We start from the raw sequence: 25,391 nt of genomic DNA on the forward strand, positions 1-25,391 counted from the left end.
ATTGTGAACCAGATAGATGCCATAGGGCGCATTGACAAAAAATGGCTGCGCCTCAGAGGCGCTGAGCGAACCTGCCGTGGGGTAGCGGACATGGCCGATGCCAACCTTGCCGCGCAGGGTTTCCGCGTCGCTGGCGCTAAAGACATCCTTGACCAGACCATTGGCCTTGCGTTCGCGAAAGAACTCGCCCGTGTAGGTCACAATGCCAGAGGCGTCTTGTCCACGATGTTGCAGCATCAGCAACCCGTCATAAAGTTCCGCAAAAACCTCGTCCTGTCGGCTCGCGATCCCCAAAATCCCGCACATTGAATGGCTCCAATTTCACTGTAGCGTTGCTGTCGGTTGCTTAAGCACCAGATCGCTCTGGCCTCTTCAGGGGCTTCCTAGCTTGGATGGCCAGTGGAATACAGAAGAAAGCTGGGTTTTTCCTGCGTCATTTTTTGTTCTGCCCCGTCGGCTGCAGCCTAGGCGCGAAAATCGGGCTGTTTTCTCACCAAACCGAGCTTTGCAGCAGGTGAAATACACGAGGGGCAGGGGATGCCAAGGCAGAGAACCAAAGAGCCGGGTTGAACCTATGGAATCAGGCGGCCTTGGGGCCTTCGAGCAGCTCTTTCAGCAGATCAGGATAGCGGGCGTCCTCGTCCTCAATGGCGGTCAGCGCTAGGGCACGGCCCTCTTCGCTGGCCAGAATTTGACGGGTTTCAGACAGGGAAAGCTCTTTGAAGGCACCATCAGGGCCGCCGGTCTCGGCCTGCATCAGCATGCCGCTTTCAGCCCAGATCAGCTCTTCTTCTTCGCATTCGATGTGAATGCGACCCAGACGTTCGGGGCTCAGGGCTTTAATGCCATTGTGACCGGCCAAAGAAATCAGTTTAACCACAACCAGGGGCAGGCCAAACAGGCGCTCAACCGCGTCGAGTTCCAGCGCGACCATCTGATCTGCGGGAAGCTGTAGATCGCAATCATTGCCAAGGGCACCAGCAGGCACATGCATCATAGTGGTCAGGCGTGGCACCGCGTGACGAACGGTTTTTACTTCCTGGCAGCCGCCATCAAAGGTGTAGACCATGTCACCGGGCTTGACGTCACGGGCCTGAACAAAGCCGCGATCGGTTTCCACCAGGGTCTGGGGCAAAAAGCCACCAGTCTTGCTGCGCTGTGGGGTGGGCTGAACAGGCTCAGGGCGCGCCATGGGGAAGTCCAACAGAAGGCCCACCGGCTGAAAATCGGCGAAAGTGTTGAAATGATCCAGGAGCATGATGTCGATCCTTCTGAGCGAGAGTGCCTGTTCGTCTTTGTTGATCCTATGTGGCCCCCGAATTGGGACGGAAATGGGGCAGGGGTGCGGCCAATTCCGAGCCTGGGCACATTTTTGGCGACAAAAGTGGATTTTTCGGGGGTTTGTTAACCTTTGCAGCGGGCTGCTTGAGGATTTTTTTTATAATCGGGCGCAAATTCCGAGTCGCGGCAGGCCAGCTCAGAGAAATGATTCTTAATGGTTAACAGAGTGTTAAGAGTTAACCTGGCGCGTTAAGATATCGTAAGTTACCCTGTGGATAAATCTGTGAAGCCTTTGCAGATCCATAGAAAAAGGGCGCCATTAAGGCGCCCTGTAAAACTCTGTCTTGGTTTACCTTGGTAAACAGATGGCGGATCAGTTGCCGCAGGCGCCAATCAGCGCTTCATATTGCTGCGTAACCCAGCCCAGAGCCTGCTCTGGGTTGCGGTCTTCGATCTTGCCAATCATCCGCTCAAACACCACCGAAGAGCGGCTCTCGTCAACGATTGTAAAGTTCTGGCCGGTCATCACCACATTATAAAGGAAGAAGGCGATCGCCACGAGCAGGATGCCGCGTAGCACTCCAAAGAAGAAGCCAGCCCCCTGGTCCAGCCCTCCCAGTGCAGAACGTTGCACCAGGGATGAAAACAGCGGGGTGAAGAAGGAGACCACAATCAGCGCCAGCGCAAAGACTGCGGCAAAGGCGGCAATGATCGACAATTCACAGCTGTCAGAAATGAATTCCCCAATCACGGGGATCTCTGCCATCAGCGGCTCAACCTGAGGCGCAAACATAAAGGCCAGGATGCCAGCGGCGATCCAGCCGGCAATGGCCATGGCCTCGCGGACAAAACCACGCGAATAGGCCAGAAGCGCCGATAATACGATGACCAGGGCCACAACCCCGTCAATAATAGTGAAACCTTCCATGACCCTCGCCCGTTAACCCGCGATAAAATTTCGGCAACTCTAGCCGGCTCCAAAGAATTCGCCAACAAATCCCGCAAGATCGGAGGTTTGGCGCAGGCCAAGACCTTTGATCGAAACAGATTTGCCACCGCTTGGAGCTATTGCAGAGGTGAAACCAAGTTTTTGCGCTTCTTTCAACCGGTTTTCTGTCTGCGGGGCGGGTCGCAGGGCACCAGAGAGCGATATTTCTCCAAAAACTGCGGTATCTGCCGGCAGAGCGACGTCTTCGCGGGCGCTGAGCAGGGCTGCGGCCACGGCCAGGTCGGCGGCCGGTTCGGTGATTTTCATGCCACCGGCCACGTTGAGGTAGACGTCGAGCCCGGCAAAGGGGATGCCACAGCGCGCTTCCAGCACCGCAAGAATCATCGCCAAGCGCGAACTATCCCAGCCCACCACGGCTCGGCGCGGCTGGGAATGCGGTGAGGGCGCGACCAGCGCCTGCATCTCCACCAGCACCGGGCGGGTGCCTTCGATACCGGCAAAGACCACGGAGCCGGGCGAGGGTTCGCCCCGGTCCGACAGGAACAGAGCAGAGGGGTTGGTGACCTCAGATAGGCCTGCACCGGTCATCTCAAAGACGCCAATCTCATCAGCAGGGCCAAAACGGTTCTTCACCGCGCGCAGAATGCGGAACTGATGGCCGCGCTCGCCTTCAAAATAGAGCACAGTATCCACCATATGTTCGACCACCCGCGGCCCGGCGATCTGGCCCTCCTTGGTGACATGGCCGACCATGATGATCGAAATGCCCTGTGCCTTGGCAAAGGTTGTCAGCTCATGGGCGGCAGCGCGCACCTGACTGACCGATCCTGGCGCACTGTCCACATGATCCGCCCACATGGTTTGGATCGAATCGATAATGGCGAGCTGCGGCTTTTCCGCCTCCAGCGTGGTGAGGATATCGCGCAGATTGGTCTCGGCCGCCAGTTTAACCGGCGCCTGCGCCAGCCCGAGGCGTTGGGCCCGCATCCGCACCTGGGCCGAGGCCTCTTCGCCGCTGACATAGATGGTTTTTACCCCTGCTTCGGCAAAACGTGCCGCAGCCTGCAGCAGCAGCGTTGATTTGCCGATGCCGGGGTCGCCGCCCACCAAAATTGCTGAGGCGGCCACCAACCCGCCGCCCAGCACCCGGTCCAGTTCACCCACACCACAGGTGGCGCGCGGTGGCGGCGTCTCTTCGGTGGACAGATCTGACAGTGGAATTGTTTTGCCACGCCGGGTGCCAAGAGACTTTTTTGCAGGACCAGCCGAGGACAGCCCTTTGTCTTCGACAATAGTGTTCCATTCACCGCAGCCTTCGCAGCGCCCGGACCATTTGGAAAAGCTCGCACCACAGGCCGAGCAGGAGAATGTGTTTGATTTAGCCATGGGGTCTTTTGCCCCATGTTCTCACTTTGTTCAAGAGATGCAAGCCTCTGCCTCGCGCACCGGGATGTTTTTAGCCAAATGAAGAGGGCAGTTGGGTTTCATTTGGCCACAAATATCCTGGGGGTGAACGCCAAAGGCGTGAGGGGGCAAAGCCACCTCAGTCTGTGCGAATTAGGGAGCGCTCAGTGATCAGGCTGAGGATCAGGGAGGCAATGATACAGGTGGTGAACAAATAGAGGCCCCAAGCCACCTCGATCGTGGCATAGCCGATGCCCTTGGCCAGGGTGATGTAGAGGGCGATGAGAAAGACATCTGCCATGGCGAGTTTGCCCAAGACTTGTAGGACAGGCTGTGCGCGCGGATCCAGCAGGTTCCATTGCACCAGGGCGAGGCCGATGGTTTTGAGGGTGGGGGCAAAGATGGCAAACAAGGTGACCGTGAGGGCGAGGATGACATCGCTGCCCCAGAGGCTTTGCAACCCGGTGATCACAGAAATTTCGCTCAGACCAAAGATTGGCAGCAGCCCTGCACGCATCAGGGGTGCAAACCAGGCGATGGGATAGAGGATCAAAAGCGAAAGGGTGAGGAGGCGAAGGATCATAGCGGCTTGTTCCCGTGGGTAAGCAAATACTTGTGCATTGCGAACCGGATTTGAAAGGGGGAAACGATAGGTCTTGTCAACATGACAGGGCACTTGCGGTTCGGCCGGGGCCCGTTTTGCTCCTAGGGAAGACGCTCTGCAGCAACACGGCCACCTGAGCCGGTCTGATACGGGAAGGGTAAATCAGAGATGTTGCAGGAAACAGGAGAGGAATGTGACACTTCGTCAGGAATTAGGTGTTTTATCGACGGCCTGCTTCCAGAATGGGAATATTTGCCTCCGTCGGGACATAGATCACTTGGTGAATGGAACCATCTTTAAGAGCGTCCGCAAAGGCACCGATGAACTCCTGATTGCGATATTCCGGGAAATCTTTGGCGGCTTGACCAATAATACGGATGGCTTCAGCCCTGATTTTTGATGCCTCGCGTTCGCCTTCCGCTTTTAGAATTGCTACTTGCCGCTGTGCTTCGGCTTGCTCCACTAGGATCTGCCTGTTTTGCTGGGCTTCTCTCAGGTCGGCAATGCCGCGTCTTTCTTGTGTCCAAGGCCCCATGACCGGAGTCCAAAGGAGGGCCAGTGTGATCAAGCCCAGTGCGATTGTTCCCAAAAATACGCCTGCGAATAGTCGATCCATGAAATCACCTTAGTGCAAAGTTGGAAGTGTAAATCTGCGTTTCTTTTTGGCTTACCTAACAGCCTCGATCGGCCCCTCGGCGCGGCCGTGGATGAATTGATCCAGATAGGGATCACCGGATTGATCCATGTCGGCCACCGGGCCGGTCCATTGGATCACACCGTCGTGCAGCATGGCGACGTTGTCGGCGATGGCGCGCACAGATGACATGTCATGGGTGATGGTCATGGCGGTGGCGCCCATTTCGACGACGATCTCGCGGATCAGGTCGTTGATAACCCCAGACATGATTGGGTCCAGACCCGTGGTGGGTTCGTCAAAAAAGATGATCTCGGGCTCGGCGGCGATGGCACGGGCGAGGCCAACGCGTTTTTGCATGCCACCAGAGAGCTCGGCCGGCAGGCGGTCTGCCACATCCGGTTTCAAGCCGACGCGGCGGAGTTTTTCGATAGCGATCTCGCGCGCTTCATGAGCGGGGCGTTTCAGGGCGCCGCGCATCAGGCGAAAGGCGACATTCTGCCAGACCGGCAGGGAATCAAACAGGGCACCGCCCTGAAACAACATGCCAAAGCGGGCGAGGAATTTGTCGCGGTCGCCAGAGCCTGCAGGCTTACCATCGACATAGATCTCGCCACTGTCCGGCGTGATCAGCCCCAGCACGCTTTTGAGCGCGACGGATTTGCCGGTGCCGGAGCCGCCAATGATCACCATGGAGGAGCCCTTTGGGATCTCTAGATCCATGCCGCGCAGCACGCGGTTGTTGCCAAAGGCCTTATGGACATTGTCCAGCTTAATCATCGGTCACCTCAAAATCATAGGGGCGAAAGCCGCGGTGCCAGGGCACGTCTCCGTCAAAATGACGGGCATCGGCATAGATTTGGTCGGGGCTCTCGATCACCTCGGCAACCAGCGAGAGGGAGAAGCTGTTCTTGTTGGCGCGCCGGTCGGCAAAGACCTTGTCCTGCGGTGAGGCAGTACCAAAGAGGATATCAGCGGTGCTTTGTTTGGTCTGATTGAAATAGACGCAGGTGATGCCCTGGCAGTCAAAGCCGTCAGCCTGCAGATAGGACAGGGCTTGGCTGCGGGACATGCCGTGGATCCGGGCAAAGGTCACGGTTTGCAGCCGCTCATCCGGTGTCTCTTCGGGGCCACTATGAGCGTAATAGGCCTGGAGGACCTCATAGGGTGCGGGCTGAGCACAAGAGGCGAGCGCAGCGCAGATGACTATGGCCCAGATCGCCCTCATAGCGAAAAGAACACCCCGGTGAGGAGGAAATTGGTGGCCAGGATCTGAACAGCTGCGGCCTCGACCGAGGATTTGGTGGCGCGGCCCACGCCCTGGGCGCCGCGGCCGGATTGCATGCCGTAGTAGCAGCCCATGGTGGCGGCGATGACACCAAAGAAGGCGCCTTTGACCAGTGAGGAAATCACATCCAGCGGCTCCAGAAAATCGACGGTGTTTTTCAGATAGGCGGCGGAGTTGAAATCGAGATTGTGCACGGAGACGGTATAGCCACCGGCAATGCCGATGATATCACCAATGCCGACCAGCAAGGGTACGGTCACCAGAGCGGCCAGCACCCGCGGGGCCACCAAGTATTGCATCGGATTGGTGGAGAGCGTCACCAGCGCGTCGATCTGTTCGGTCACCTTCATGGTGGCAATCTCGGCTGCAATCGACGAGGTCACGCGGGCGGCAATCATCAGCCCGACCAGCACGGGCCCCAGTTCGCGCACCATGCCAATGGCAACAATCTGCGGCACCACGGCCTCGGCATTGAAACGTGCGCCGCCTGCGTAGATCTGCAGCGCCAAAGCGCCGCCGGTAAACACCGCCGTCAGGCCCACAACCGGCAGCGACAGCCAGCCGATCTGCAGCAGCGCCAGGAAAAACTCACGCGGGTAATAGGGCGGTCGCAGCATATGAGTGAAGGCGCTGACCGTGAACAGGGCAACCCGGCCAACGGAGGCCAAGGCCTGCATTGCCATACGCCCCAGCGGGGCTAATAAAGCAAATGGCGTCATCCGTGATAGGTCCGTGCATAGCGATGGCCCAGCGAGGTGAGGATCTCGTAGCCGATGGTGCCGGCGGCCTCGGCCAGGTGGTCAACCCTCTGTGTCTCATTGAGCAGCGACAGGCTGGCAGGCGCCTCGGTCAGGCCGGTAACGTCAACGGTAATCAGATCCATCGAGACACGGCCCACAACCGGACAGCGGGTCTCACCGGCAAAAAGATCAATGCCGCCATTCATCAGGGCGCGCAACAACCCGTCGGCATAGCCGGCGGCCACGGTGGCGATACGGCTGGGCTGCTGCGCCACCCAGGCATTGCCATAGCCGACGCTTTCGCCGGTATCGACATCGCGGGTCTGGATCACGGGCAGATCCAGCTGCACCACTGGCAGCGCGTCCGAGTAAGGCGCGCCACCATAAAGACCAACGCCCGGACGGCAGAGGTCAAAATGGTAATCGCGTCCCAGCAGGATCCCCCCGGTGGCCGAGAGCGAACGCGGCACGTCGAGGCCATCGGTCATCGCATGGAAGGTCTTGAGCTGCTGCGCATTCATCGCATGGCCGGGCTCATCGCTACAGGCCAGATGCGACATCAGTAGCACAGGGCGTTGCCCCAGAGCGATCTCGCGGACTGCGGCCCATTCGGCGGGCTCCATACCTAGACGGTTCATGCCTGAATCCAGCTGCACCCCAAAGGTATGGCCGGGTAGGGTCTCAAAATGGCGCAGCATCTGATCCAACGAGTTCAGCATCGGCGCCAGCTGGAATTCCTTCAGCAGCCTGGTGTCGCCTTCCATATGGCCAGAGAACACTGAAATGCCGGGGCCGGGGCCGAGGGCGCGGCGCAGGGCGACGCCTTCCTCGGCGGCTGCCACAAAGAAATTGCGCGCGCCGCCCTTGGCCAGCGCCTTGGCCACACGGCCTGCATCCAGCCCATAGCCGTTTGCCTTGACCACAGCTGCGGTTTCGCAGTTGGTCATGGCGTTCAGATTCTGCCAGTTGGTCACCAGCGCATCGAGATTGATTGTCAGTCTAGCCGTGCTCATGCGCTGTTCATGACATGCGCGGGGCAGGGGTCAAGCAAAATTCGCGGGGAATTTTGCAGGCTGGTGGAGGGATTGGCATCAATTGGCCGGTTTGGGCATTTTGTAATCTGCCAGACCAGCACAGGGGGCTTTGTCAAAGGGCCCTCATCCGGGGGAGGTGTTCAAGCGCGGCCATGTTATGACGGCTCAAGATCCCGAAGTGGCCCTGGCAGGTGCCAAGCCTGGTCTTTGTTTGCGAAATAGAGGATTATTTCTTTAGGGCTGCTCTCTTCTGTGATCGCCACGTCGCGCTGGATATTGCGCCCAAGGCTGGCACAGAATTCCAGTACAGGGTCGAGATCTTCTTGCGAGTTGATTTCGCTGGGATCAAGAGACAATTCAATTTCATCGACAACAAAAAAACTCGCGTAGATGACTGGGCCACCAAGGTTGGTCTTCATGCAATGCGTATGCTTGCTGTGATCAAAAAGCGAGTTGGTTTTGGAAGGGAAAGGGGCTTTTTCACTGTCGCAAAGATATGTGACCTGACCAAGCGCATGTGACAAAGAGATCAGCCGATCCCAATCCGAAAGCGTTGTGTTTGATACGAAGATGTCACGATGCGAGCCTTCTTCTTCAAAGTATGCGGAAGCATTATTCCATCGCATGGGAAATCCTCTTGGCAGATGCCTTCAAAACGTAGCACCTCCGCCGGGTGGATGCCTATCCAGTTTGCAGCTCTGGGTAAGTTTAACGTGAAGGGGAGGTCTGCAGTGGCTTGGTTTAGGGTGGCTGCTCTGCCGACACATAGGTCTTGCCCGTGATGGGGCCAGGTGCTGTTTTGGCGACCTGATACGGTTTGATCCAATTAGCTGCTCTTATCAGCGACCAATCTTTCACCGCCAGTGAGGCGCAGGAGCGCAAAGGCGAGAAACCCGGCAGGACCGAAGAGAAAGGTCAGTGGCAGGCAGGGGATGACCAGCCAAAACCGAACACCTTCACGCCTGGCTGTTCGGCAGATCCAGGCCCCGATCACGAGATCAAATGCCAGGAAATGAACCCAGCCGGCCAGCATCGCCGCAGGCTGCGAGAAGAGGGTGATGACGGCATCAAGGCTCTCAAACCCGCCATCGCCAGGCGCGGGAAAGACCACAATGAGCAGAACATATCCGGCAGAGAGAACCGAGGGAAGAATGAACCCGGCAATCCGGTCAGACCAGAGCGGCATGAGGGGAGAGGCAAGCAGGGTAAGCCACCCCGCCATGGCCAGGATCCCGGCGGCCGAGAAAATCAGTTCATAATCCATGTCCACATCCTTTGCAGGCCAAGAGAATAGGTTGTCTATTGCAAGAAGCTTGCATCTGCAAGTGATTCGGATACAATACCCCTATGGAAGACCTATGCCTCAAAACCACCCTGCGCCTTTTGCAATCTGCGGATCAGATCAGAGCCCGCCTCTCTGGAGACTTCTCCTCGGTTCATGGGCTCTCCGTGAACGAGGTCTTCCTGTTGATGCATCTGGAGCGGGCGCCGCTGCACCGGTTGTCGCGGATCGAGCTTGCCCGGCGCATGCATATAAGTGCCTCCACGATAACCCGCATGGCGGCTCCGCTTGAAAAAATTGGCGTTGTCTCCCGACAGGTTGATAGCCGCGACGCCAGGCTGGCCTTTGTCGTGCTGACCGAGGTGGGGCTCGAAAAGCTTGGAGAGGCGCGGGCCACTTTTGCCAAGCAGTCTGGCTATGTGTTTCGGGATCGTTGGACAGAAGGCGAGTTGGAACAGCTTTCCGATTTGCTGCACAGATTGACCGCCGATGCCCCTGGGGATCTGACCTGAGGGAGGAAGTTTAGTTGATTTGTTAGGGCATTGCGCCATCACTGCAACGCGGAATATCAGGTCGGATATCGATGCCTTTAGTGTTCCTTGGCCCCCTTCGCCCCAAGCGGCAAAATGCTCAGCTCTATTGGATCTGGTCGACAGAGCCTAAAATGGTGACTTCTGGCTGGTTTGGATCACCAAAGCTATCCAATGTCCAAGATAAGGGCCAAAATGCCATTGAACCGCTTCAGGAAACCACCGCCTCCGAACCGAGGAACCACCGCGTCCGAACCGAGGGGGGAAGCGAAGCGCCCGCCCCGTGGGGGCGGTTCGGGCGATGCTTTGGCAGTACACAGGTTATTTGGATCAGCCCGAATGGCAGCTTAGCGGACGAAGCTGCCATTCATAGAGCCTCGGCTCTGGTGAAACCGTGTAGAGTGTTGATAGGATTGAGGGTATCATTGACTGGGTTGAAATGCACCATGATTACGGAACGGATCACAGATCCCACCACAATCGAAACTGCGGAAATTGAGACGATACTAGAGTCCGGACGTTCGGCGACGATATAGTTCTCTAAGGCAGATTATTCGCCAGAGCTGCTTACGGCAGTGAATGAGCTTTGTCGAGCTCTCGGCCCACGCATTGAAGTACGTTTCTTCGGCCACTACTCTGAATGCTTTGACGCGTCTGTTGTCTCGTATCTTCCAAATGTCAGATGGTTGGCAATCGATAGCTTGACACATGTCCGCAATGAAGACGCACTTTGGCGGCTACCGTTGCTGGAACGCCTTTCATTTGGCGTGTTTGAATTCGATAACCCGAATTTCTTGGACAAAGCACCACTGGAGCAGCTTACACATCTCTCCCTCACCGAGAATAGGAAACGAAATTTCAATCTGGCATCTCTCGGACGCTGCGGGAGCCTTTGCAACTTGTTTGTCCAAGGACACACCAAGGGCATCAGTACCTTAGCCAAAGCACCTCAACTTGAGCACGTTCGCCTCAGCAGCATACCGAAACGACAGGATCTCTCGTTTGTGAATGACATCCAGAAGCTCAAGTCTCTTGAGGTGCTTTTGGGTGGCAGGCAGACCATCGATGAAATTCATCATCCAACCTTGGAGGAACTGCGCATCGTCAGAGTGCGTGGTCTCGAAACCCTGGGGTCTTTGGTGAGGTTCCCTGCGCTGCGTGTACTTCAGATTGAGGATCAATTGCAAATGCACGATATCTCCGTCTTGGGCTCTCAACTGCACGAACTGTGCGCACTGAACTGCAAGAATCTCGAACAGATTATTGGGTTGTCAGAGCAGGACAAATTAATGCGCTTTCGTGCGTACAAAACTCGGCTTGATCTTGACGCGCTGGTGCAGCTCGATTGGCCTTCCTCCTTGGAGGTCTTGGCTCTCTACTCTGGCAACGAGAAATGGAACAAAAAAGCGCGGCAAGAATTGGACAAACGCGGGTATCGCGAGTTTGGCTAGCTCGGCAATAGCGGCTCTTTGGTGCAACGCACGCGATTGGCAGTTTGGGCTCACAGCCGACATTGGTCAAAGGGCAAGTTTAGGAGAGGTGCATCGCTTTTAGTGTGTCAATTGGCAGACAGGAAGGAGAGGTGCGCTCGGGGAATCTCCCCCCCCCGGCGGAACGCCGGGCAGCGCCCGACCCTCCCACTATGCAAACCAGAGGTTTGCCTGCAACTTCGGGGGGGGGCGCTTTGCAACCAGCCAGGGACGGGCGTTGCCTTTTGATTTGTGATCATCCCGGGGCTGATCTGCCTTAATACTCGTCTTCGCGCGGGCCGTTTTGCCACTCCTTGGCGAGGTTGCCAAAGCGGGTGAATTCGGCGGTGAAGGACAGCTCGACCGTGCCGATGGGGCCGTGACGTTGTTTGCCAACGATGACTTCGGCCTTGGCGTGAAGGCGTTCCATCGCGGTTTTCCACTCTTCCATCTTATCCAGCTCGTGATCGCCGGGCTTTTCGCGTTCCTTGTAGTATTCCTCGCGGAACACAAACATCACCACGTCGGCATCCTGTTCGATTGAGCCGGATTCCCGCAAGTCAGACAGTTGTGGGCGTTTGTCGTCTCGGTTTTCCACCTGACGCGACAGCTGTGACAGGGCAATCACCGGGATTTGCAGCTCCTTGGCGATGGCCTTCATCCCCATGGAGATCTCGGCAATCTCGTTCACCCGGTTTTCCGCCATACCCCGGCAGAGCTGCAGGTAGTCGATGACCAGAACATCCAACCCATGGGTCCGCTTCAGGCGGCGCGCACGGGCAGCCAGCTGCGAGATCGGCAGGGCAGGGGTGTCATCGATAAAGAGTGGGCAGCTTTCCAGATCTTTAGCGGCCTGAACAAAGCGGCGGAACTCGCCCTCTGTCATGTCACCCTGACGGATCTTGTGAGAGGAAATCTCGGAAGCCTCAGCCAGAACCCGGCCTGCAAGCTGTTCGGCGGACATCTCGAGTGAGAAAAAGCCAACCACGCCGCCGTCAATGGCGCCCTCGGTGCCATCGGGCTTGGTGCCTTTCTTATAGGCCTTGGCCACATTAAAGGCGATGTTGGTGGCCAGGGAGGTTTTCCCCATCGAGGGACGCCCAGCAAGGATCAGCAAATCCGAGGGGTGCAAGCCGCCAAGCTGTTTGTCGAGATCGGCCAGGCCGGTGGAGACACCCGCCATGCCGCCGCCCCGCTGATAGGCCTCGTTGGTGACATTGACCGCTTCGGTCACGGCCTTGAGGAAGGACTTAAAACCGCTTTCGGTCTGGCCTTGCTCGGCCAGCTGATAGAGCGATTGTTCGGCCTCGACGATTTGCTCCTTGGGTTCCGAGGCGACATCGACGCGACGGGCCTTGTCGGCGATGCTTTGGCCGAGCGCAATGAGCTCGCGCCGGATCGCCAGATCATAAATCATCTGTGCGTAGTCGCGTACCGCAAAGGCAGAAATAGACGCGCCCGCCAGTTTGGCCAGATAGGCGGGACCACCGAGTTCTTTGAGGCCTTCGTCATCCTCCATAAAGGCCTTGAGCGTCACTGGGGAGGCCAGGGCGTTTTTGGAGATCCGCGCCGCAGCGATTTCGTAGATGCGGGTATGGACCGGATCATAGAAATGAGTGGCATTGATGATCGAGGCAATGCGGTCATAGACGTCATTGTTAGTCAGAATCGCACCCAAAAGCTGCTGTTCGGCCTCAACCGAATGGGGCAGCTCGATCGCGGCTTCCGTCGTCGTGGCAGTGGCCACCGCCATGCCGCCCTGCGCAACCGGCGCCAGGGCCTGGCCCACCGGGACAGAATCCGCAGCCATGTCATGGCCCATCTCATCCGGCATTTCGCTGGAGATATGGTCTGGCATTTCATCCGGCAGGGGCGCGCTGGGGGGAATATCGTTCATTGCTGCTCTCTTTGGTTTGAGCGCAAGTTGTAAAGCGCTTTGCCCGGTTTTGGTATCGGGAAATTTTGTGGATAAAGCGGTGCTGCCTGTGGGTGGTTTGCGGGATCTTTGCGCAAGCGGCGCTGCTGTCACAAAAAAGGCCGCCCATCGGTGTGGGCGACCTGAGATAACCCAATCAAGGGATCGGCGGATTTTTGCGGCCTAGGTCTTTTTGTTGGCCTCTTGCCAGGCGCGAGGGTCTTTGAGGAAGCTTTCCACCTCTGCCAGGGTTTCTGCGTCAAAGGATTTTTGTGCCTTGGCCTCGGCCAGAACATCCCACCAGGTGCAGAGGTAGTGCAGCTCTACCCCGTGATCACCGAGGCGTTTGGTGGTTTCGGGGAAGATGTCATAAAAGAAGATCACCGCCGTGTGGCCGCAACTGGCGCCGGTCTCGCGGATGGCATCGACAAACGACAGTTTGGAACCTCCATCGGTGGTCATGTCTTCCACCAGAAGCACCCGCTGGTCCTCAGTCATCGCGCCTTCGATGCGGGCATTGCGACCGTAGCCTTTGGGCTTTTTGCGCACATAGGTCATGGGCAGGGCCATGCGCTCGGCCACCAGGGCGCCAAAGGGAATGCCGGCGGTTTCACCTCCGGCGATATTGTCAAAGGCCTCAAAGCCTGCGTTGCGCATCACGGTGACGGTGAGGAAATCCATCAGGGTGGTGCGGATGCGCGGGAAGGAAATTAGTTTACGGCAGTCGACGTAGCTCGGCGAGGGCAGGCCGGAGGCCAGGGTATAGGGCTCTCGTGCGTTGAAGTTCACGGCGCCGATTTCCAACAGCATCCGGGCCGAGAGGCGGGCGATTTCTTGGGCGGTGGGGTAGGAGGTCGGGATCATGGTCTGTCCTTCGTGAGCCTGGGCGCTGGAGGCAGGGGCAGATGCCTCCGGCGGGAATATTTGGGGAAAGATGATATCAGGCAGCTGCGCCCCTCAGGCCGTGGACCAGTAGATGGGGAAGCCGGGGTCAAAGACCGTGACCGGTCCTTCGTCGCTGTGGATTTTGGAGGGGAAACTGCTGGGCTGGTCAGATTTGACCAGAGTGAGTTTGGCCTGGTTTTCCGGCAGGCCGTAGAATGCCGGGCCGTTTTTGCTGGCAAAACCTTCGAGCTGGTCCAGGGCGCCTTCTTCTTCAAAGACATGGGCCAGCAGCGCCATCGTGTTGGTGGCAGTGAAACAGCCGGCGCAGCCGCAGCCGCTTTCTTTGTTGGGGTCGGCATGGGGCGCAGAATCGGTGCCGAGGAAAAACCGGGCATCACCGGAGGTGGCGGCAGCACGCAGGGCCAGGCGGTGCTCTTCGCGTTTCGCCACTGGCAGGCAGTAATAATGCGGCTTGATGCCACCGACCAGGATATGGTTGCGATTGATGATCAAGTGATGGGTGGTGATGGTGGCGCCCAGATCCTGAGGGTTGGATTTCACATAGTCGACACCGTCGCGGGTGGTGATGTGCTCCATCACCACTTTTAGGCCAGGGGTGGCCCGGCGGATCGGATCCAGCACCCGATCGATGAAGACAGCTTCGCGGTCGAAGATGTCGATATCGGCATCGGTGACTTCGCCGTGGACGCAGAGCGGCAGGCCAATCTCGGCCATTTTCTCTAGCACTGGGCGGACATTGTCAAAATTGCTGACACCGCTGCTGGAATTGGTGGTGGCACCGGCGGGGTAGAGTTTAACTGCTTTGACCAGACCGGAAGCATGGGCGGCTGCCACATCTGCCGGATCGGTGTCTTCGGTGAGGTAGAGGGTCATCAGCGGGTCAAAATCCATGCCTGTGGGCAGGGCGGCGAGGATGCGATCCCGGTATTCTGCTGCCTGAGCGCCGGTCAAAACCGGGGGTACCAGGTTGGGCATGATGATGGCGCGGCCAAAATCACGGGCAGTTTCGGGCAATACGGCCTTGAGCATTGCGCCATCGCGCAGGTGCAGATGCCAGTCATCGGGGCGGGTCAGGGTCAGCGTCTGGGTCATGGCGCCGCGTTAGCACAGCTGCACCAAAAGGGAAAGCAGCCGGGGGGAGCGACAAATGGTTGCTTTGGAGTCCTTGCCGCCGACCGAGACCTAAGCAGGGACCTCGCCTAGAGCGCGGAGGGCAGTTCGAACTCGCCCTCAGCGGCCCGTTGCTCCAGGTTTTGCAGCCGACGGCGGAACCGCGGCGCGCGCCCTTGAGCCAGGACATAGCGGCACAGCAAGACCTGCAGAAAGGGGCGATCCAGCTGATCCAGCCGTGCCATCAATGCCCACAGATAAGAAGAATCGTGGCGTCTGGCCCGAAACATCTGGGCGAATTCCGCATCGGTTAATGTGCCATTTGCGGCCTGTTTCAGGATCTTGGAGAGGATGTTCATTTCGATCATCCGGGTCTGCACAGCGGCGCCGAGGTTGGGCACCCGGAGACGGGAGACGTTGTTGCGACTGAACAGAGCGGCATGCATGGCATCGAGGCGTTCATAGGGGTCGTAGAATACGAAAGCCTGCTTGGCGGCATCCAGCATATCGGGGGCATAGCCATAGCGATCAGTAAAGGACGTCCGGCGCATTTCAACAAAGCGGTCATCCCATTCGGTCATCCGCGGGTCCAGGGTGGCCTGGGGCTGGATGGCAACCACAGTGGCACCGGGGGCGGCGACGGAAAAGGCTGAGGCGGCATAGCCGCAGGGGCCAGCGCCGTAGAAGATCACATTGTCGAATTCGTCAAAGAAACCATCGTCGATCAGCTGGTCAAAGAAGCCAAAGACCCGGTCGTTGCGAAACCAGGTGTCTCCGCTGGAGAGCAGGCCCAGATGCGACCAGCCTTCACTTTTGACCATTTCAAAGCCAAGTGGCTGCGCCAGTTTGGACAGATTATGGATGCCCTGGACGGTCTCAAAGGTGACCAAAAGCGTATTGCCCTGATCCAGAAAGGTGGCGCAGTGCTTTGGCCCCAGTGGCTGGAACATGCCGAGTTCTTCGGTGATGGCGGCAAGACGGGTCTGCCACTGGGCAGGTTTCAGACCGGAGAGGTCTTCGTCCAAGATCTCGAGGTTCTCTTGCATCGCCAAAAATCCTTACACAGGCCAGAACAGCGGCCGATAAGGCTAAGATTTAGGCAAGGAATAAGGCCAAAATAGGAAAAACTCGGGCCGCTTTGCTGGCCCTTCTGCGTGGGAAATGGGCCGGGTTGGGCGGGGTGGGGGGGGCGATGCTGGCCCGGCTCAGCGGATCAGTCCGGGCTGTCTGGGGCTGCTGCTGATCTGGCGGCGGCTTTTTCTGCAGCACGACCCAGGTTGGCAAAGGTGGTCAGGGTCTGGGCGGTGACGGCATTGATAGGGCGCGAGGGTGGCGTCATCAAAAGACGTGCAAACAGTGCCCGGTAGGGTTCTTGCTGCATCAAATCTCGAAACATTTGGTGGCGCCAGGTGACGGATTTGGCGATGAGCTTTTCTAACTTCTTGTCCTGCAATAGCTCCTGTTCCAGCGCTTTGCGTGCAGCAGCATAGCGGTCGATTGAGCTGTCCTTATCGGTGTTGAAGTTGCGCTCTACCCAGTAATCTGTGCCCAGCATATGGTCCGAATGCACCGCGCGGCCCCGCGCTGCCTTGAGGATATAGCTCTCCATCGCGCCCAATGGGTAGTGGTTGAGCTGCGCCAACCCGTAGTTTTCCCGCCCATAGTTGGAAAACAGCCGCTTTGTTTTGAAGGCCTCGCCCAGCTCGCGCCCTTCGCAGTCAAACCAGCGGAAGCTTTCCAGCAGGGACGCGTCCTTGACGTCGCGGGGGCGATGCACGCCGACTTTGCCATAGGTGCCATTGTTGCGATAAAGCGTCTTGAACATCGAGGCGCGCCAGGGCCAGTGGATCACTTCGGGCGCGCAGCGCCTGAAGGTCTCGATCACCGGGGCGTCTTCAAAGCGCAGGATGTCGGCATTGCCAAACAATCGCCAGGTCAGGGTCACGGCATCGGCCTCGGGCAGGGCCGCCAGCAGATCGCACAGGGAGCCCGCGCCGGTTTTGATATTGACGAATTCGTCCACATCCAGCGCCATGACCCAATCGGCCTGTTTCATCAGCGGGTGTTTGTCGGCCTGTTTCAGCGCGGTGAACTGGATGCCGCCCTTGCCGTAGGGGCCATCGTTGCGGATATGGGTGAGCTGGCCGAGCCCCTCAAGCTGATCAAGAATGGCATCAGTGCCATCCTGGCAATCATTGGAAAACACCAGGAAATCGGTAAACCCCACGGCGCGGTGATGGGCCAGCCATTCCAGCAGGAAGGCGCCTTCGTTGCGAACAGTGAGGATTGCCAGAAAGCGCATCACTTACCAATCAGAGCGGAACACGGCGACCTTACCATGGGACCAGCGCGGAAAAAACACCAGACCGGCGGCATCCAGACAGCGAAAGACCTTTTGCATGCCTTCCTTGCCGATCCATTGCGGGTGGGTCTCGATCACCACGGCGCGCAGGCCCGACAGGTTCATCTTGGGAAGAAGATCCGCCTCGGCGCCTTCGATATCGCAGATCAGAACCGTGGGCTGCAGCTCTTTGATTACCGCATTGACGTCACGGGTGGGCACCTCGACCTGCGTACAATCGGCGGCGTCTTCCATCGGATCCAAAGATGAGGCGAGGAAGTTCTTGCGGATGTAGAAGGGCGCGGTGCCGTCCTTGTCGCCCAGAACCGCATTGGTGACATGGGCGTTGGTGACACCGTTTTCAGCATGAACCCGCGCGATATAGGGCATCAGCTGCGGGTTGGCCTCAAAGGAATGCACCGATTTGGCAGGGGTTTTTGTTGCCACCAGGGTGGACATAAAGCCAATGCCAGCGCCCAGCTCCATCACCACATCCTCGGCCTTCACCAGCTTTCTGACGGCGCTGGCTTCTTTGGCTTCATAGGCGCCTTCACGCAGCAGCAGGCGGATGCGGCGGGGCAGGATCTCCCGGTCCAGCGGAAACCGCATGCCACGGCACTTCAACATCTTCTGAACTTCGGTGGTCTCGGTCATTGCTTAGCTCTCCACATCAAGCGCCAGCGCATAGGCGACGCGTTCGGTTGCGGTCAGTTTAAGGGTCAGCGCCTGTTGGTACAGGGTTTCAAATTCATCCATGCCATGCAGCTCATCCGCCTTGGCGCGGTGCCAGTCCAGCCCCTTTTGGTGCCAATCTCGCAGGGCGTTGTCCTGCATCAGCCGGTCATATTCAGCCTGCAGGCGTGGCAAGTTGCGCTGCACGGTGACATCGCGGTGGTCGTTCCAGTCCATGCGGATCCAGTAGTTGATCCCGATTGAACGATCCACATGCAGGGCACGGCCGCGCTGGCGCTTGACCAGAAAGCTCTCAGCCGAGCGCAGGGCATAGTGGTTCAGCTGGATCAGGTCATAGCCGATGGATTTGCGCGAATTGCGCCAGCCGTTGTCGGCGGCCTCGCCTGTCATATCCTTGCCGGAACCATTGACCCATTTGACCTGGTCACGGTGACTCTCTTCCAGTTTGTTGGGGCGGTGGCAGCTGATCTTTTGATAGGCGCCAATGTTTTTGAACATGGTCTTAAAGCCCCAGACCGTATGCGGTTTCGGGCAATGCTTTGGCGCGCAGGCATCAAACTGGGCAGTGACAAATTCATCCTTCAGCTGGGTCACCCCATTGGAGCCGAACAGCCGCCAGGTCATGGCGATATTGCTGGCATCCGGCACCCGTTCAAACAGATCCTGTAGGGTGCCATTGCCGCAGCGCACATTCATGAACTCATCCACGTCGATATGGATGATCCAGTCGGCGTCTCTGATCACCGGTTCTTTGAGCGACTGGTTGAGCGCGTGTTGCTGTGGAGAGTTGCCCTTCCAGTCGTCATTGTTGCGGTGCTGCAGGATGCCCATTTCTTGCAGCCGGTCCAAGAGCTCGCTGGTGCCGTCTTCGCAGCCATTGGTGTAGATCAGGAAGCTATCCACCCCCATGGCGCGGTGATAGGCGACCCATTCCAGAATGTAGGGCGCTTCGTTTTTCATACAGCCAACAATGACATTGCCGCTGCTGCCTGCGGGCAACGCGCGGGGCGGTAGAGTGGTATAGGGCGGCTGCGGCAGGTCTTCGCCCTTTTGACCGATATGGTTATGCGGCTTAAACGGGGAGTTCTGCAACATCTCGAAGTTTTCCAGCGCCAGCGGTGTCATCACTGCAAGGGCGTCTTTGGTCGGCGCATCGCCCTTTTTGGGGGCGGCAATGGCGCGGCCCTGCAGATCAACGCCTTTGGTCTGCATCTCTTCCTTGGTCGCCTTGTTGATGCGGCGCATGAAGGTCAGCAGATACTGTGAAGCGCGAAACCCGCGGGTGGTTTCGGCCTCTTTCCAGGGAGAGGCATCGCTCTTTGACACGGCAGTAGCACCAAAGCCTGCGGCTCCCAAGGCCGGGTGCTGCGCGGCCAGCGCTTGATTGGCACCGGCAAAGTGGTCAGAGATTGCCACCAGCTCGGCGGGGTCGATGGCCGCGCCTTTTATGGCAATTTCATTGAGGAAACTGCGCCAGAGTTGACGCGGCAGAATCTTGCTGCGCTGGGCGAGAAGTTGCAGCAACAGGGCGTTCAGCTGGCGACCACGTGCCAGCCAGGCCGCCGAAGGCTGCTGCGGCAGCTTTCCCGGCTGGCTGCGCCCGATCTGTGAGGCAATGCCAAAGGCGGCGCAGATCTCGGCTGGAGCCTCGGCACCGTAGATGGAGGCTTCGTCATAGGGGCGAAAGACAAAAGAGCCGGGGCCAAAGACGCCCTCCCAGTGGGATTGCAGCGCTGCGTAGTCGAGCCAAAAGGGTGCGCATTGGGTTTCCTCAAACTGGCCTGCCTGCGGATCAACCCGCGGGCCGGTTTGCACGGCGGCCTGCCACCAGCTGTTGCTTCGGGTCAGGGCGAGCTCTTGGGTTAGCGGGCGGTCGCGTCCCTCCAGGATCTGCGCGCCATAGTGGCGGGCCAGGGCGCGCGCTGGGGTGTCGATATGGGTCACCACCTGAATGTTGTCCGACAGCGGCGTCAAAAGGGATTTGAGCCGCTCCAGCTCGCTTTTGCGATGCAGTTTGGTCCCCAGCTGAGCAGCCGACAGGATCAGGATCTCCGGCTCGGCTTGATCCACCTCTCGGCGCAGCTCTTCTGACAGAACCTGGCGCAGGCGGTCCTGTTTTTCGGCGGTGATGAAGCCGCGATTGTAGCGCAGCGGGTCGATATGGTCGGGATCGGTCACCGCCATGAACAGGCGGGTGTGGTTCTTGTTGCCGGGCGCGCGGGGGAACAAGACGCCCTTGCTGCGCAGCTGGTCGCGTTTGTCTGCCATAATCTGTTGCAGCCGGTCCGCGCCAGTGTGTTCCAGGCCGATATGAAGATAGATCCGCATCAGTCGTTCTGTGCCTTCCGATTGACATTGGCCTTGCCCCACCAGGGCAGATCGCGCCCCAGGTGCTGGCTGATTTTTGCCTGCGCATCCAGGTCCGCCACATTGATCTCCAGATAGCGGGCATCGTCGCGGAACCAGTGTTTCAGCGCCTCGTAGTGGCCGTCGATCCACAGCATCTGCTGGTCTGCGGTCTTGCCATAGCCAATGGGCAACCCGGGCACGGTGCTGGCGGGCAACCGGGTGGTGCCAAGGTTGTTCCAGGCCATGATCGATTTGCAGTGGCTTTCGGCATCACGCCGGGTGGCGATGAAGCGCAGGTCAGGATAGAGATCCTGCAGGGTCTTGATCAGGGCAAAATCAAACTGCGGCCAGACCGAGAACTTGCCATGGATAAAGCTGATCTCAGAGACCGCATCATAATCCTTCATATAGGCCATTGGATCGCCGGTTTCATACAAACCCTTGTAGAGCATGGAGCCGACAAAAACCCGACGCTTGCCGGGGCGGTCCTCTTCGCGCTCTTTCAGGCGGTGGTCGGCCACGGTGTAGCCCGCCTGTGTCAGCGCCTTGTTCAGCGTTGTGGTGCCCGATTTGGGCAGGCCGAGGTTGATGACTTTGAGGTCCATGGTCACCGCCTCACCCCTGTTTGCCCGGCGCAAGGCCGAGGTCTTCCAGCAGCGCCTCTTCCTGGGGCGGCAGGGTCGATGTGGCCAGCAGCTGGGACCGCATGTCTTGATAACTGGGCTGTGCCAAAAGCTGATCGCGCTTTTCCTGGTGCAGGGAGACGCAGGCCTCGTGCAGGGCGGCAATTCCGGGGTCGGATTTCAGATCGTCCAATGCGGCCATCAGATCCGGCAGGTAGCGCTGGATTGACAGGTCTTCAAAAGCGGGATCATTGCGCTCGCGCCAATAGCTGTCGTCAAAGGCGCGGTGCTCGCGGTTGACATCGCCACGATCGTTTTTGACCAGGTAGCTGTCGAGCGAGCGCAGCGCATAGTGATTGAGTGTCGCCAGATCGCGGCTGCCCTTGGCCGGGAATTTGCGAATGCGCCGCGGATTGTCTGCCACCAGGAATTTATGCGGCACATCCCGGCCCGCCCCATTGCTCCAACGGGGGTATTTGCGCGGCGGCAGGTTTTTTTTGAAAAAGGGGCGATGGGCGCCATAGTATTTCAGTGGAAAATCCTGCCGTACCAGAGTTTTGACCTCAATCGCCGTCTCGGCGCACCAGATATCGGGGTTATGCGAGCGGGTGAATTGGGAAATCACTGGTTCATCTACAAACGCCTCGATGCCGTCATTGGCAAAAAACTGAAAACTGACCGAAATCGCCTGCGGGTCATTGCAGGCCGCGATCAAGGCCGGGATTGTGTGATCGCCGGTATGGATATTGAGGAACTCATCCACATCCGCCACCCAGATCCAGTCGGCCTCTTGCACCACGGGCTGATGGGCGGCATCCTTTAGGGCCTCCATCTGGTAATTGCGCCCAAGGGCCGGGTTGGGCAGATGGGTGAGCCCGCCACGAGCTGCCAATGCGTCCAGCAACTCAGCAGTGCCATCGGTGCAATCGTTTGAATAAAATAGAAAATCCGTGACGCCAATCAAGCGGTTGAAGGCAATCCATTCCAACAGGAACGGGCCTTCGTTTTTCACGCAGGTCACTGCGGTGATGCGCATCTCGCATCCCCTCTCATATGCTCACGCTCCCTGCAGGTTCTGCCCGGAACGTCTGAATTTTGGGACCAAGCCCAGCTGCCTCACTGCGCCACATTGATGGACGCTTATTTGTTGACGGCAGTTTTGCATTGCCACAGCAGCGCGTCAATCGCCGCGCGTGGGGTGTGGCGCGGTAGGGAAAGAGTGTTGCCTCTGGGACGTCATGGGGAGGCAGCGCTTGCGAGAGCGGAGCAGATCGACGCTGGCGACGCAACGGCAGGTGACACTGACTTGACCCAAACCGCGCCACATGGCCTGTTGCAACACAAGCAAGGCGAAGATTTTGACGCCAAGCTAGGGATGAGCAGAGGAAAATCCAGTTATGATTGAGGCAAAGTCGATAGATCACGTGCAGCAGATGCTGACAGAGCAGGGCTATGTCTGTGGTCGCGCCCTGGCGACGGTGGTGTTCCTGTCGCTCAAACTGGGGCGGCCGCTGTTTTTGGAAGGCGAGGCCGGGGTCGGCAAGACCGAAATCGCCAAGGCACTGGCAGCGGCTTTTGGGCGACGGTTGATCCGGCTGCAATGCTACGAAGGGCTGGATGCCTCTTCTGCGGTCTACGAATGGAACTTTGCCGCTCAGATGGTTGCCATTCGCACCGCCGAGGCCGCAGGCGGGGCGGATCGCTCTACCCTGCAGGCCGAACTGTTTTCGGATGAGTTCTTGGTGGAACGCCCGCTGCTGGAAGCGATGCGCCCGGATGAAAACGGCCCGCCTGTTTTGTTGATCGATGAACTGGACCGCACAGATGAACCCTTTGAAGCCTTCCTGCTTGAGGCGCTGTCGGATTTTCAGGTGACGATTCCGGAACTTGGCACCATCAAAGCGCCCGAACCACCCATCGTGGTGCTGACCTCGAACCGCACCCGTGAGGTGCATGACGCGCTGAAACGGCGCTGTCTCTATCACTGGGTGGATTACCCTGATTTTGACCGCGAGGTAGAGATCCTCAAGGCCCGCGCGCCGCAGACTTCAGAAAAGCTGAGCCGCGAGGTGGTGGCTTTTGTACAGAGATTGCGCACCGAGGATCTGTTCAAAAAACCCGGCGTGGCCGAAACTATCGATTGGGCCAATTGCCTGTTGGCACTGGATGTTATCAACCTGTCGCCAGAAGTGATTGCCGATACTTTGGGGGCAATCCTGAAATACCAGGACGACATCGCGCAGCTGCAGGGGTCAGAGGCCAAGCGCATACTGGATCAGGCCCGCGACAGCCTGGACGCGGATTAAATGGTCGAACTGCCGGACCTCTCGCTGCCGGAAGATCCAAAACTGGCGCAGAACATCACCCATTTTGCCCGCGCCCTGCGCAAGGCGGGGCTGCCTATTGGGCCGGGGCGGGTGATCGACGCGGTTGAGGCCGTGGCGGCCGCCGGTTTTACCTCGCGACAGGATTTTTATTGGGCGCTGCATGCCTGTTTTGTTTCCAAGCCAGAGCACAGAGTGGTCTTTGCCCAGATCTTCCGACTCTATTGGCGCGATCCGCGGTTTTTGGAGCGGATGATGGCGGCGCTCTTGCCGGCCATCAAGGGCGTGCAGGAAGAACATGCCGCCAAGCCGGGCGAAAAACGCGCCGCTGAAGCCCTGCTGGAGGGCGCCAATCAAGATGTGGATGCGCCCGAGGCACCCAATGACGAGGGCACCGAGATCGAGGTGGACGCCACCCTGACCATTTCCTCGGAAGAGCGGCTGCGGTCGCTGGATTTTGAGCAGATGAGCACCGATGAGGTGGCGCGGGCCAAACGCATACTGGCGCAGATCAACCTGCCGGTGAAGCCGATGCAGTCCCGCCGCCTGATGGCCGCCAATCAGGGTGATCGCGTCGATTGGCGGCGGAGCTTCCGAGAGGCAGCGCGCCGGGGGGGGGATCTGCAAACATTCGCCCGGGCCAAGCGCCGCACTCGCTGGCCCAATCTGGTGGTGATCTGCGATATTTCCGGCTCGATGAGCCAATACAGCCGCATCGTGCTGCATTTCTTGCACGCGGTGGCCAATGCTAAGGGGGCGGGCTGGGCCAAGGTGCATGGATTTACCTTTGGCACCCGGCTGACCAATATCACCCGCCATCTGGCCACCCGTGATGTGGATGCGGCGCTGGCGGCAGCTGGCGCCGAGGCGCAAGACTGGGAGGGCGGCACCCGCGTAGGCGACTGTCTGCATGATTTTAATCGCGACTGGTCACGCCGGGTTATGGGACAGGGCGCTGTTGTTTTGCTGATCACCGATGGGCTGGATCGAGGCGATCCGAAGGCTTTGGCCCATGAAATGCAGCGCCTACATCTGTCGGCGCGCCGCCTTATCTGGCTCAATCCTCTGCTGCGCTGGGATGGATTTGCAGCCAAGGCACAGGGCATCCGCGCTATGCTGCCCCATGTGGACAGCTTTCGCGCTGGTCACTCCATCGCCTCGCTCGAAGATCTGGTGCGGGTCATCAGCGATGAACGCGACACGGGCGAGAAGACCCGCCTGATGATGCAGGTTCGCAACGAGGCCTAGGGGTGGCAGTTCGCCAGCGGCGCCCGGTGCAGCATAAACACCTTGTCGTCTGGAGCACGCTCCAGAATGCGGGGCTTTGACTCGCAATCAGAGAAAAACAGATCCGTGCCGCCGGTAATCAAAATGGATGAGGCGTTTTTCACCACCACGTCAAACCGCCCGCCGTCACATTCGATGCCACAAAACAACGCGTTGCCCTTCGGGGCGCATAGCACCGGTGTCTGCCAGGTGTTATACCCCAGCAGCCGTACCGTGAGGCGCAGGGTCAGTTCATTCCCCGGCATGCCCAGGCTCTCTTGTGGGGCATGGGACAGCTGAATGGTCGCCACTTTTTGAGTGGGATGTTTTGCCAGATGGCTGGCGGAGTATTCGCGCTGGTAGCAGCTGCCAGTGGCTTTGCTGAAGTGCTGCGAAATGGATTGGGCATTGGCAGGCAGGGCAACAGCCAGAGCAATAGGCAGGGCTGTGAGCAGGGAGAGGCAGGTCTTGCGGGCTGTTCTAAACATAATAGACTTCTCATCAATGGACTGAACAATGGTAGGGCCTGCCCGGCAAAAGCCAAGGGGGCGCGCCCAGATCGACACATGTTAGTGGTTTGGAGCGGTGCCGCTTGCCTGAAGCACAGTGGTGCAAAGCTGTGGCAAGGGTGAAGAGCACCAAAAGCACA

Annotated in this window: 26 protein-coding genes; 4 read left to right on the plus strand and 22 right to left on the minus strand. The window is 58.5% G+C overall.

Going from position 1 to position 25,391, the window contains the following annotated elements; translation table 11 throughout:
* The 12 genes from ABJP42_RS10665 to ABJP42_RS10720 form a co-directional block, all read right to left on the minus strand.
* Nucleotides 1–306: class II glutamine amidotransferase domain-containing protein (locus ABJP42_RS10665; protein ID WP_490363211.1), on the minus strand; the 306-nt coding region annotated here is incomplete at its 3' end.
* 274 nt (nt 307–580) lie between these two features.
* Complete coding sequence (locus ABJP42_RS10670) at nt 581–1,258, minus strand: Hint domain-containing protein (RefSeq protein WP_348340290.1); 678 nt, start codon at nt 1,256–1,258, stop codon at nt 581–583.
* A 396-nt stretch (nt 1,259–1,654) separates the two neighbouring features.
* Nucleotides 1,655–2,209: a CvpA family protein gene (locus ABJP42_RS10675; RefSeq protein ID WP_348340291.1), complete on the minus strand. Its 555-nt coding sequence runs from the start codon at nt 2,207–2,209 to the stop codon at nt 1,655–1,657.
* Between the two features lie 39 nt (nt 2,210–2,248).
* Nucleotides 2,249–3,616, minus strand: coding sequence for a DNA repair protein RadA (gene radA / locus ABJP42_RS10680; protein ID WP_348340292.1), 1,368 nt, complete (start codon nt 3,614–3,616; stop codon nt 2,249–2,251).
* Nucleotides 3,617–3,773: 157 nt separating this feature from the next.
* On the minus strand, nt 3,774–4,217 hold the full coding sequence (locus tag ABJP42_RS10685; RefSeq protein WP_348340293.1) for a paraquat-inducible protein A: 444 nt from the start codon (nt 4,215–4,217) through the stop codon (nt 3,774–3,776).
* A gap of 241 nt (nt 4,218–4,458) precedes the next feature.
* A complete protein-coding gene (locus ABJP42_RS10690; protein WP_348340294.1) occupies nt 4,459–4,854 on the minus strand; it encodes an SPFH domain-containing protein in 396 nt (131 codons plus the stop codon).
* Nucleotides 4,855–4,905: 51 nt separating this feature from the next.
* A complete protein-coding gene (locus ABJP42_RS10695; protein WP_348340295.1) occupies nt 4,906–5,652 on the minus strand; it encodes an ABC transporter ATP-binding protein in 747 nt (248 codons plus the stop codon).
* Nucleotides 5,645–6,100: a hypothetical protein gene (locus tag ABJP42_RS10700; protein WP_348340296.1), complete on the minus strand. Its 456-nt coding sequence runs from the start codon at nt 6,098–6,100 to the stop codon at nt 5,645–5,647. Before ABJP42_RS10700 ends, ABJP42_RS10695 begins: the two co-directional genes overlap by 8 nt.
* Nucleotides 6,097–6,879, minus strand: a complete 783-nt coding sequence (locus ABJP42_RS10705; protein ID WP_348340297.1) for an MlaE family ABC transporter permease — start codon at nt 6,877–6,879, stop codon at nt 6,097–6,099. Before ABJP42_RS10705 ends, ABJP42_RS10700 begins: the two co-directional genes overlap by 4 nt.
* Entirely contained in the window at nt 6,876–7,913 is a 1,038-nt protein-coding gene (gene alr / locus ABJP42_RS10710; protein ID WP_348340298.1) for an alanine racemase, read from the minus strand. Before alr ends, ABJP42_RS10705 begins: the two co-directional genes overlap by 4 nt.
* Before the next feature lie 176 nt (nt 7,914–8,089).
* Entirely contained in the window at nt 8,090–8,560 is a 471-nt protein-coding gene (locus ABJP42_RS10715; RefSeq protein WP_348340299.1) for a hypothetical protein, read from the minus strand.
* Nucleotides 8,561–8,760: 200 nt separating this feature from the next.
* Nucleotides 8,761–9,198: an ABA4-like family protein gene (locus tag ABJP42_RS10720; RefSeq protein WP_348340300.1), complete on the minus strand. Its 438-nt coding sequence runs from the start codon at nt 9,196–9,198 to the stop codon at nt 8,761–8,763.
* Nucleotides 9,199–9,281: 83 nt separating this feature from the next.
* On the opposite strand from ABJP42_RS10720, the gene ABJP42_RS10725 reads away from it, so the two are divergent.
* On the plus strand, nt 9,282–9,728 hold the full coding sequence (locus tag ABJP42_RS10725) for a MarR family winged helix-turn-helix transcriptional regulator (RefSeq protein ID WP_348340301.1): 447 nt from the start codon (nt 9,282–9,284) through the stop codon (nt 9,726–9,728).
* Nucleotides 9,729–10,447: 719 nt separating this feature from the next.
* Complete coding sequence (locus ABJP42_RS10730; protein WP_348340302.1) at nt 10,448–11,197, plus strand: hypothetical protein; 750 nt, start codon at nt 10,448–10,450, stop codon at nt 11,195–11,197.
* A gap of 295 nt (nt 11,198–11,492) precedes the next feature.
* Here the strand turns inward: ABJP42_RS10730 and ABJP42_RS10735 are convergent, their stop codons facing one another.
* The 9 genes from ABJP42_RS10735 to ABJP42_RS10775 form a co-directional block, all read right to left on the minus strand.
* On the minus strand, nt 11,493–12,968 hold the full coding sequence (locus ABJP42_RS10735; RefSeq protein WP_490363212.1) for a replicative DNA helicase: 1,476 nt from the start codon (nt 12,966–12,968) through the stop codon (nt 11,493–11,495).
* A gap of 345 nt (nt 12,969–13,313) precedes the next feature.
* Nucleotides 13,314–13,994 (minus strand): orotate phosphoribosyltransferase, encoded by a 681-nt coding sequence (locus ABJP42_RS10740; protein WP_348340304.1) that lies wholly within the window; start codon nt 13,992–13,994, stop codon nt 13,314–13,316.
* A gap of 93 nt (nt 13,995–14,087) precedes the next feature.
* Nucleotides 14,088–15,128, minus strand: a complete 1,041-nt coding sequence (gene pyrC / locus ABJP42_RS10745; protein ID WP_348340305.1) for a dihydroorotase — start codon at nt 15,126–15,128, stop codon at nt 14,088–14,090.
* A gap of 107 nt (nt 15,129–15,235) precedes the next feature.
* Nucleotides 15,236–16,192: a phosphoadenosine phosphosulfate reductase gene (locus ABJP42_RS10750; protein WP_348340306.1), complete on the minus strand. Its 957-nt coding sequence runs from the start codon at nt 16,190–16,192 to the stop codon at nt 15,236–15,238.
* A gap of 167 nt (nt 16,193–16,359) precedes the next feature.
* On the minus strand, nt 16,360–17,448 hold the full coding sequence (locus ABJP42_RS10755) for a glycosyltransferase family 2 protein (RefSeq protein WP_348340307.1): 1,089 nt from the start codon (nt 17,446–17,448) through the stop codon (nt 16,360–16,362).
* A gap of 3 nt (nt 17,449–17,451) precedes the next feature.
* Nucleotides 17,452–18,141, minus strand: coding sequence for an FkbM family methyltransferase (locus ABJP42_RS10760; protein ID WP_348340308.1), 690 nt, complete (start codon nt 18,139–18,141; stop codon nt 17,452–17,454).
* A gap of 3 nt (nt 18,142–18,144) precedes the next feature.
* Nucleotides 18,145–20,508, minus strand: coding sequence for a glycosyltransferase family 2 protein (locus ABJP42_RS10765; RefSeq protein ID WP_348340309.1), 2,364 nt, complete (start codon nt 20,506–20,508; stop codon nt 18,145–18,147).
* Entirely contained in the window at nt 20,508–21,134 is a 627-nt protein-coding gene (locus ABJP42_RS10770; protein ID WP_348340310.1) for a sulfotransferase, read from the minus strand. The genes ABJP42_RS10765 and ABJP42_RS10770 overlap by 1 nt, the downstream gene beginning before the upstream one ends.
* A gap of 10 nt (nt 21,135–21,144) precedes the next feature.
* Complete coding sequence (locus ABJP42_RS10775; protein ID WP_348340311.1) at nt 21,145–22,188, minus strand: glycosyltransferase family 2 protein; 1,044 nt, start codon at nt 22,186–22,188, stop codon at nt 21,145–21,147.
* 361 nt (nt 22,189–22,549) lie between these two features.
* Between ABJP42_RS10775 and ABJP42_RS10780 the strand changes: the two genes are divergently transcribed.
* The gene (locus ABJP42_RS10780; protein ID WP_348340312.1) at nt 22,550–23,458 is read left to right on the plus strand and encodes an AAA family ATPase; all 909 of its coding nucleotides are present in this window, start codon (nt 22,550–22,552) and stop codon (nt 23,456–23,458) included.
* The gene (locus ABJP42_RS10785; protein WP_348340313.1) at nt 23,459–24,724 is read left to right on the plus strand and encodes a vWA domain-containing protein; all 1,266 of its coding nucleotides are present in this window, start codon (nt 23,459–23,461) and stop codon (nt 24,722–24,724) included. It begins immediately after the preceding gene.
* On the opposite strand, the gene ABJP42_RS10790 is transcribed toward ABJP42_RS10785, so the two are convergent.
* Nucleotides 24,721–25,230: a hypothetical protein gene (locus tag ABJP42_RS10790; RefSeq protein WP_348340314.1), complete on the minus strand. Its 510-nt coding sequence runs from the start codon at nt 25,228–25,230 to the stop codon at nt 24,721–24,723. The genes ABJP42_RS10785 and ABJP42_RS10790 overlap by 4 nt on opposite strands.
* Nucleotides 25,231–25,391 lie beyond the last annotated feature (161 nt).

The organism is Pseudophaeobacter sp., assembly GCF_039971195.1.
Taxonomy (GTDB): domain Bacteria; phylum Pseudomonadota; class Alphaproteobacteria; order Rhodobacterales; family Rhodobacteraceae; genus Pseudophaeobacter.